An 8,011-nucleotide genomic window follows, 5' to 3' on the forward strand; every position below is an offset into this window, starting at 1 on the left:
GAGGTCCGGCGCGGCGGTGGGCGCGGGCACGGGGGTGGGGCTGACCTCGACCGGGGCGTCTGCGAGGGGCGCCGATCCCTCGGCGGGGGCGGCGGGAGCGGCGGTCGCGTCCTCGGCGGGAGCTGCCCCCTGGGGGACGGCCTCGGTCTCGGCGGCGGCCGCGGTCTCGGCGTGGGCGGCGGGCGCCATCGCGAGGGGCAGCAGGACGAGCGACGCCGAGAGGCAGGCGCCCACCGCTGCGCGGCGGAAGGACCGGCCGCGAACGGCGGTCGTGGTGGTGCAGGTCATGACATCTCCAAGGTGTGCAGGACCGCGTGTCCGCACCATGGCTGTGCCGCGGACGCGCGGGAGAGGGGACGCGTCCCAGGGCCTCGGCGACGCGGTGGGGAGGATCAGCTCCCCACCGCAGACTGTATGGATCGGCCCCTCCTCCCCGAGGATGACGTTCGCCTGCCCCGAGTAGCACGTGCGCCGCCGTCGCCCGGAAGCATGCGGATCGCACGCGCCGATCGCCCCTGTACTGGGGTGTCCGCGGACGCCCGCCCGCATGACCGCACCCTGCACGCGCACCCCGCTCCCGACCGGAGGTGGCACGATGAGCCGACGATGCTGCCGGGCCCGACCGCCGCATCCGCGAGACGGGGTCCCGGCGCCGCCTCAGGAGGATCCCCGTGCACTGCCCGGATCACGGTCAGATGACGTCCCCGCCCCGCTCCGACACCTCGGGAGCCCGCGCGTGAGCGCCCCCGAGCTGCTGCGCGCGCCCGAGCAGCGCCGCGCGCGCGACGGGATCACCGCCTGGCTGCTCGACGGCCTGCCCGGCGCGTCCGGCGCCCACCCCGGCCCGCACGCCGAGACCGTCGAGAAGACGCACTCGTGGTGGCGCGTCATGTGCCTCACGGGCGTCGACTACTTCTCCACGCTCGGCTACCAGCCGGCCATCGCGGCGGTCGCGGCAGGACTGCTGTCGCCGCTCGCGACGCTCGTCCTCATCCTCCTGACGCTGCTCGGCGCCCTGCCCGTCTACCGGCGGGTCGCGCGCGAGAGCCCGCGCGGCGAGGGATCCATCGCCATGCTCGAGCGGCTCCTCCCATGGTGGGGCGGCAAGCTCTTCGTGCTCGTGCTGCTCGGGTTCGCGGCGACGGACTTCCTCATCACCATCACGCTGTCGGCGGCGGACGCGACCGCGCACGCCGTCGAGAACCCGTTCGCCCCGTCGTGGTTCGCGGGCAACGAGGTGCTGCTGACGCTCGTGCTCCTCGCCGCGCTGGCGTTCGTGTTCCTCCGCGGGTTCCGCGAGGCGATCTCCATCGCGGTGGTGCTCGTCGGCGTCTTCCTCGCGCTCAACGCGATCGTCATCGTCGTCTCGATCTTCCACGTCGCCGAGAACGCCGTCGTCATCGACGACTGGTGGGCGGCCCTCACGGCGCAGCACGGCAACCCGCTCGTGATGGTGGGCATCGCGCTCATCGTCTTCCCGAAGCTCGCGCTCGGCCTGTCGGGCTTCGAGACGGGCGTCGCCGTCATGCCGCAGGTGCGCGGCGAGGACGACGCCGACGGGGTGCCGCGGACGCGGATCCACGGCACCAAGCGGCTGCTCACCACGGCGGCGCTCATCATGAGCGCGTTCCTCATCACGTCGAGCTCCGTGACGACCCTGCTGATCCCGCAGGCCGAGTTCCAGGACGGCGGCAAGGCCAGCGGCCGCGCGCTCGCCTACCTCGCGCACCAGTTCCTCGGCGACGGCTTCGGCACGCTCTACGACATCAGCACGATCTGCATCCTCTGGTTCGCGGGCGCCTCCGCGATGGCGGGCCTGCTCAACATCGTGCCGCGCTACCTCCCCCGCTACGGCATGGCCCCGCACTGGGCCGCGGCGGTGCGCCCGCTGGTGCTCGTCTTCACGGCCATCGCCGTGATCGTGACCCTCGTGTTCCAGGCCGACGTCGACGCGCAGGCCGGTGCCTACGCGACCGGGGTGCTGGTGCTCATCACGTCGGCCTCGGTCGCGGTGACGCTGTCCGCGCGGAAGGCCGGGCAGCGCAAGCGCACGGTCGGCTTCGCGGCGATCGCCACGGTGTTCGCCTACACGACGGTCGTCAACGTGATCGAGCGTCCGGACGGCGTGCGGATCGCCGCGCTGTTCATCCTCGGGATCCTCGCGGTCTCCATCGTCAGCCGCGTGCAGCGCTCGTTCCAGCTGCGCGCGACGTCGCTCACGATGGACGAGCGGGCGCGCGCCTTCGTGGTGGAGGACGCCGAGGACTACGGGGCGGTGAGCGTCATCGCCCACGAGCCGGACGAGCCGGACGAGCGCCTGACCGAGGACGAGCGCATCGCCGAGTACCGCCGGAAGGCCAGCGACGAGCGGCGCGACAGCGGGATCCCGGCGCGCGCGCCCGTGATCTTCCTCGAGGTGACGCCCGGCGACTCCTCCGAGTTCGAGGAGGACCTCGTGGTGCGCGGCATCGTGCGCTGCGGCTTCCGCGTGCTCCAGGTCACGAGCGGCAACGTCCCGAACACGATCGCCGCGGTGCTGCTCGCGGTGCGCGACCTCACGGGGGTGAAGCCCGGCGTCTACTTCGAGTGGACCGAGGGGTCGCCCGTCGGCAACCTGCTCCGCTTCCTGGTCACGGGCACGGGCGAGGTCGCGCCCGTCACGCGCGAGGTGCTCCGCCGGGCCGAGCCCGTGCGATCGCGGCGGCCGGACGTGCACGTGAGCTGAGGGCGCGCGCCCGGCATCCAGCCCGGCGCCGCACGCCGCGGCACGCCGCTCGGGTCAGCGCGCGAGCACCGCCGCCGCCTGCCGGCGCACGTCGGCGAGGATCCCGTCCGTGGTGGATCCGGTCGCCGCGCCGAACGCCATGCTCATGAACAGGGCCGCGGACACGACGCGGGCCAGGGCGTCCGCATCGGCGTCGGAGACCCCGCCGGGGAGCGTGCGCCGGAGGGCCTCCGCCGTCAGGCGCTCCGTGTCCGCGACGATCTCGAGCGCACGGGCATGGTGCGGCTCCGCCGGGTTCCCGAACACCATCTCGCGGAGGTACGTGCGCCCGTTCTCCACGTGCTCGCGGTTGCACGCGACGACGGGCCGCGCGATGGCGAGGACCGCGTCCACCGGGTCCGTCTCGCCGGCGACCGCGTCCCGGGCCTCCTCGAGCGCCGCCGTGTAGCTCGCGTTCTGCACCAGGAGGAGCAGCTCGCCCTTGCTCCGGGCATAGAGGAAGAGCGTGCCGGTGCCGATGTCGGCGGCGTCCGCGATCTGCTGGGTCGTCACGTCGTCGATGCCGTGCTCGGCGAACAATGCGCCGGCGGCCTCCGTGATGCGGCGCAGCTTCTCCTGCTTGGCGCGCTCGCGACGGCCGGGTGCCGCTGCGGCGGCGGGTGCTGCGGTCATCTCGCGTCTTCCGGGAATGAAATGTGACTGCGCTCAGCTATGAGGAGAGTCGTCATCGAGGCGATGGGGTCGAGGCGTCCATCCTCGCACGACCCGCCATCCGGCCCCCGCCCCGCGGCGGCCCCAGCGCAAGGAGCACCATGCCCACCATCGACGGATCCGTCGTCCTCGTCACCGGCGCCAACGGGGGGATCGGCACGCAGCTCGTGCACGCCGCCCTCGAGCGCAGCGCGGCCAGGGTCTACGCGAGCGCCCGCAGCCCGCGCTCCTGGGACGACCCCCGCGTCGTCCCGCTCCCGCTCGACGTGACCGACCCGGCATCGATCCGCGCCGCCGTCGAGGCCGCCGCGGACGTCACGATCCTCGTCAACAACGCGGGCGCGAACCCGCCCACCCCGAGCCTGCTCGACATCTCGGACGAGGACCTGCGCGCGAACATGGAGGTGAACTTCTTCGCGCCCGTCCTCCTCACCCGCGCGTTCGCGCCGGTGCTGTCGGCCGCGGAGGGCGCCGCCCTCATCGACATCCACTCCGCGCTCAGCTGGTACGCCGTCGCGGGGGCGTACAGCGCGTCGAAGGCGGCGCTGTGGTCGGCCACGAACTCCTTCCGCCTGGAGCTCGCACCGGCCGGCGTCCACGTGGTGGGCGTGCACGTGGGCTACGTCGACACGGCCATGGCGGCGGGCGTGACCGACCCGAAGACCGATCCGGCGGTGCTCGCCGCGCTGATCCTCGACGCGACCGAGGCCGGCGAGCACGAGGTCCTGGCCGACGCGACCTCCGTGCAGGTGCGGGCGGGACTCAGCGCGCCCCTCGAGGTGCTCTACCCGCAGCTCGCCGCGCGCTCCGCGGACTGACCGGCCCCCGCGGCCGCCGGGAGCGGCGGCCGCGGGTCCCGCCCTCCTGTGCACGAGCGGAACGCGCGTCTCGCGGTCTCCCTAGGCTCGGCGCCGACGCGGCATGCTCCGCGGGCCCCATCGGCCCGGGCGATGCCGCGGTCGCCATCCGACGAGAGCACCTCCACGCGGATCGGCCATGCCCCTGGCGTGATGCCGTCCGCGCGCTCACCCACCCCCACCTGAGAGAAGCACCCGCATGCGCACATCCCGGATCTCCGCCCGCCTCCTCGCCGCCGCCCTCGCGACCCTCGCGCTCGCGGGGGCCGCCGTGGCATCGACCCCGCCGGAGGCGGCCCAGGCGCAGGGCGGCTACCGGGTCTGCGGCACCTGGGACTCCACCAGCGACACGGGTCCCGGAACGCAAGGGACGCACATCGGGTCGGGGCTCGTGACGAAGGTGTGGGTGAAGGGCGGCCAGACCTGCGCGAGCAAGGTCGGCTTCATGACGACCTTCTACGACGTCGCCTACCCGAGCTCGTTGGCGCTGAACTCCTTCCGGATGAGCAGGTGCGAGGACTTCTCCACGGCGATCGGCGGGCACGGCTGGGACGTCTGCTTCAACATGGACGTGAACAAGATCTACAAGTACAGCTCCGTCGCCGACCTGTGGCACCCGGTCAAGCACCCGTCCCTCTCGTTCTGGCACATGTGAACCCGCGCGGCTCGTGAGCACCACGGCTCGTGAGCACGCGGCGGGTGCGCACGGCGGCTCGTGAGCGCGGCGGCTCGTGAGCACGCCGACGGCCAGGCTCCGCCTCGGAGGACGGCCGCCGCCGCCCGGGAGCCGCCGTCGCGATCACCCGCCGACGGTGGCGACGACCTTCCCGCGGACGCCGCCTCTACCGAGCGCGGAGAGGGCCGCGGGGATCTCGTCGAAGGCCACCACGCGGCCCACCACGGGCCGGATCGCTCCGGACTCGACGAGCGCCGTGATCTCGCGCAACTGGGATCCGCTCGCCTCCATGAAGAGGAACGAGTAGCGCACGCCCCGCCGGCGCGCGGCCCGCCGGACCTTCGCGCTGAGCGCGGCGATGGCCGCGCGCAGGAGCGGGCTCAGCCCCGCCGATCGCGCGAACGCCGGGTCGGGCGGACCGGAGATGCCGACGACCTGGCCGCCGGGCGCGAGGACGCGCAGCGACCGGTCGAGGGTGTCGCCGCCGAGGCTGTCGAGCACGAGGTCGTAGCCCGACAGCTCGTCGGCGAAGTCCGCGGAGCGGTGGTCGACGACGACATCGGCACCGAGCCCGCGGACGAGGTCGGCGTTCGCCGCTCCCGCCGTGGTGGCGACCGTGGCGCCGAGGTGGTGGGCGAGCTGGATCGCGATGGTCCCGACCCCGCCCGACCCCGCGTGGACGAGCACGCGCTGCCCGGGTCGCACCGCCCCGCGCACGACGAGGGCCTGCCACGCGGTGAGGGCGACGAGCGGCAGCGAGGCGGCCTCGACGAACGACAGCGTCTCGGGCATCGGCGCGAGGTCGCCCTCGTCGACCGCGATGCGCTCGGCGAAGGTGCCGATGCGGCCATCGCGCACGCGGCCGTACACCGCGTCGCCGACGGAGAACCCGCGCACCCGGTCGCCGACCCCGATCACGGTCCCGGCCACGTCGTGGCCGAGCGTCGTCGGCAGGCGCAGGGGCGAGATGGTCCGGAACTCCCCGGCCCGCAGCTTCTCGTCGAGGTGGTTGAGCCCCGCGGCCTCGACCCGGACGAGGACGTCGTGCGCGCCCACCTCGGGCTCGGGCACGTCCTGGATGGTGGCGGGCTGGCGGTAGCGGGTGAGGACGACGGCCTTCATGATGCTCCTTCCGGTTCGGGGCGGGGCGCGACGGGGCAGGGCGCGGGAGGGACGCGGGCGCACCACCGCTCCTACCGAGCCAGCTCAATCATGAGCATAGTCATCCAGCAGGTCACGAGCCACCGTGCGGCGTGCAGCCCGCAGCGGCATGCGGGCATGATGATCGAGGCGACGCAGCCCACCGAGGCTCGCGGGACGCCGACCGCCCATCGCACCGCCCCGGAGGATCCATGCTCATCGAACCCGTCGACGTCGCCCGCGCCCACGTCAGCAGCCACGTCGATCCCGAGGACTTCGACGCGTTCTGGGCCGACACGCTCGCGGAGGCGGCGCAGCACGACCTCGACGTGCGGCGGACGACGGTCGAGACCGACCTCGCCCTCGTCGACGTGCAGGACGTGACCTTCGCCGGATCCGGCGGGACCGACGTGCGGGCCTGGCTCCGCACCCCCGCCGGCGCGACCGGCCCGCTCCCCACCGTCGTCTCCTACGTCGGCTACGGCGGAGGGCGGGGCCGCGCCGAGGAGTCGCTCATGTACGCGGCCGCCGGCTACGCGCACCTGCAGATGGACACCCGCGGCCAGGGATCCGTGTGGAGCACCGGCGACACGGCCGACGACCACGCCTCCGGACCGCAGATCCCCGGCTTCATGACCCGCGGGATCGGCTCGCGCGAGACGTACTACTACCGCCGCCTGTTCACCGACGCCGTGCGGGCCGTCGACGTGGCACGCTCGCTCGACGTCGTCGATCCCGCCCGCATCGCGGTGCAGGGCGGCAGCCAGGGCGGCGGGCTGGCGCTCGCGGTCGCCGGCCTCCGCGACGACCTCGCCGCGGTCTCCGCCTACGTCCCGTTCCTCTGCGACATCGAGCGGGCCGCGCGCATGACCGACGCCTACCCCTACCGCGAGGTCGCGGACTACCTGAAGACGTACCGGGGCCGCGCCGACGAGGTGCACGCCGTGCTCCGCTACTTCGACGGCGTCGCGTTCTCCCGTCGGGCCACCGCGCCGGCGCGCTTCTCGGTCGCGTTCATGGACGCGATCTGCCCGGCCTCCACCGTCTACGGCGCCTTCGATGCGTACGCGGGCGAGAAGGAGATCGCCGAGTGGGAGTACAGCGGCCACGAGGGCGGCGGCATCGACGACGAGCTCGGCACGCTCGCGTTCCTCCGGCAGCGCCTGGCCTGAGTCGCGGGGCGGGCGCGGCATCCGCGTGCGCTCCGGATCCGCCGCCCGGATCATGCGCGCGACCCGCCCCGGCGTCGGGGGATCCGCGTAACCTGGGAGCACCTCGCCGGTGGAGCGGGCGGAGCGGGAGGACGTCATGCCCCGGCCCCGCATCCGCCCCATGAAGCCCTCCAAGCCCGGCGCCCCGCCGCCCTCCGTCGCCGCCCGCGTGGCCGCCGATCCGGCGCAGAAGGAGGTGCTGATCGAGGAGTCCCTGCTGCTCGTCGGCGTCGCGCTCCGGCTGCAGATGGAGAACCTGATCATCCTGCGCACGCTGCGGGAGCGCCGTGCCTTCGACGAGGAGTCGCTCATCGAGGCGCTCCGCGGCGAGCTGGCCGAGCTGACGGGCGAGAAGCGCGGCGAGGCGGAGCGGCTGCGCATGGCCCGCGACCGCGCGGCGCTGCGCGAGGGCAAGGGGAAGCGGCCCGACGACTACCGCGAGGGCGACGTCCCGGGGCTCACCCTCCGTGCCGAGATCGCGGAGGAGATCGTGGAGCGGCTCGGCGCGCTCCGCCGCGACCCCGTCGCGCTCCGCGAGGTGCTCCTCATCGCGCGCGACTCCGCGCTCGAGCAGATCGTGCGCGCACGGCTCGCGCCGCAGCTGCTGCCCGGCGCCGTCCCCGAGGAGGGGCGCGAGGACCGCGTCGCCGAGCTGCGCGACGAGCTGGCCCGGCTCGCGGCGGACCGGCAG

General features: G+C 74.1%; 7 protein-coding genes and 1 pseudogene. 5 read left to right on the top strand and 3 right to left on the bottom strand.

What is annotated here, in order from left to right:
• Positions 1-288: pseudogene (locus Q6969_RS10700) on the bottom strand (sortase); the annotation flags it as partial.
• Positions 289-736: 448 nt separating this feature from the next.
• On the opposite strand from Q6969_RS10700, the gene Q6969_RS10705 reads away from it, so the two are divergent.
• On the top strand, positions 737-2,725 hold the full coding sequence (locus Q6969_RS10705; RefSeq protein ID WP_317230422.1) for an amino acid transporter: 1,989 nt from the start codon (positions 737-739) through the stop codon (positions 2,723-2,725).
• Between the two features lie 54 nt (positions 2,726-2,779).
• On the opposite strand, the gene Q6969_RS10710 is transcribed toward Q6969_RS10705, so the two are convergent.
• A complete protein-coding gene (locus Q6969_RS10710; protein ID WP_317230423.1) occupies positions 2,780-3,397 on the bottom strand; it encodes a TetR/AcrR family transcriptional regulator in 618 nt (205 codons plus the stop codon).
• A gap of 140 nt (positions 3,398-3,537) precedes the next feature.
• Here Q6969_RS10710 and Q6969_RS10715 point away from each other — a divergent pair, with 140 nt between their 5' ends.
• Both Q6969_RS10715 and Q6969_RS10720 read left to right on the top strand, forming a co-directional pair.
• Positions 3,538-4,254, top strand: a complete 717-nt coding sequence (locus Q6969_RS10715) for an SDR family oxidoreductase (protein ID WP_317230424.1) — start codon at positions 3,538-3,540, stop codon at positions 4,252-4,254.
• A 238-nt stretch (positions 4,255-4,492) separates the two neighbouring features.
• Positions 4,493-4,948 (top strand): hypothetical protein, encoded by a 456-nt coding sequence (locus Q6969_RS10720; RefSeq protein ID WP_317230425.1) that lies wholly within the window; start codon positions 4,493-4,495, stop codon positions 4,946-4,948.
• 144 nt (positions 4,949-5,092) lie between these two features.
• Here Q6969_RS10720 and Q6969_RS10725 read toward each other — a convergent pair whose 3' ends face one another.
• Positions 5,093-6,091 (bottom strand): NADP-dependent oxidoreductase, encoded by a 999-nt coding sequence (locus Q6969_RS10725; protein ID WP_317230426.1) that lies wholly within the window; start codon positions 6,089-6,091, stop codon positions 5,093-5,095.
• Between the two features lie 230 nt (positions 6,092-6,321).
• On the opposite strand from Q6969_RS10725, the gene Q6969_RS10730 reads away from it, so the two are divergent.
• Both Q6969_RS10730 and Q6969_RS10735 read left to right on the top strand, forming a co-directional pair.
• Complete coding sequence (locus tag Q6969_RS10730) at positions 6,322-7,281, top strand: acetylxylan esterase (RefSeq protein WP_317230427.1); 960 nt, start codon at positions 6,322-6,324, stop codon at positions 7,279-7,281.
• 136 nt (positions 7,282-7,417) lie between these two features.
• Positions 7,418-8,011: hypothetical protein (locus Q6969_RS10735; protein WP_317230428.1), on the top strand; the 594-nt coding region annotated here is incomplete at its 3' end.

It is taken from the genome of Clavibacter sp. MX14-G9D, from assembly GCF_032917815.1.
Classification (GTDB): Bacteria; Actinomycetota; Actinomycetes; order Actinomycetales; family Microbacteriaceae; genus Clavibacter; species Clavibacter michiganensis_K.

Excerpts from the sequence above, each read along its gene's own strand:
- Q6969_RS10710 (WP_317230423.1), bottom strand. The coding sequence starts at position 3,397 with ATGACCGCAGCACCCGCCGCCGCAGCGGCACCCGGCCGTCGCGAGCGC.
- Q6969_RS10715 (WP_317230424.1), top strand. The coding sequence starts at position 3,538 with ATGCCCACCATCGACGGATCCGTCGTCCTCGTCACCGGCGCCAACGGG.
- Q6969_RS10720 (WP_317230425.1), top strand. The coding sequence starts at position 4,493 with ATGCGCACATCCCGGATCTCCGCCCGCCTCCTCGCCGCCGCCCTCGCG.
- Q6969_RS10725 (WP_317230426.1), bottom strand. The coding sequence starts at position 6,091 with ATGAAGGCCGTCGTCCTCACCCGCTACCGCCAGCCCGCCACCATCCAG.
- Q6969_RS10730 (WP_317230427.1), top strand. The coding sequence starts at position 6,322 with ATGCTCATCGAACCCGTCGACGTCGCCCGCGCCCACGTCAGCAGCCAC.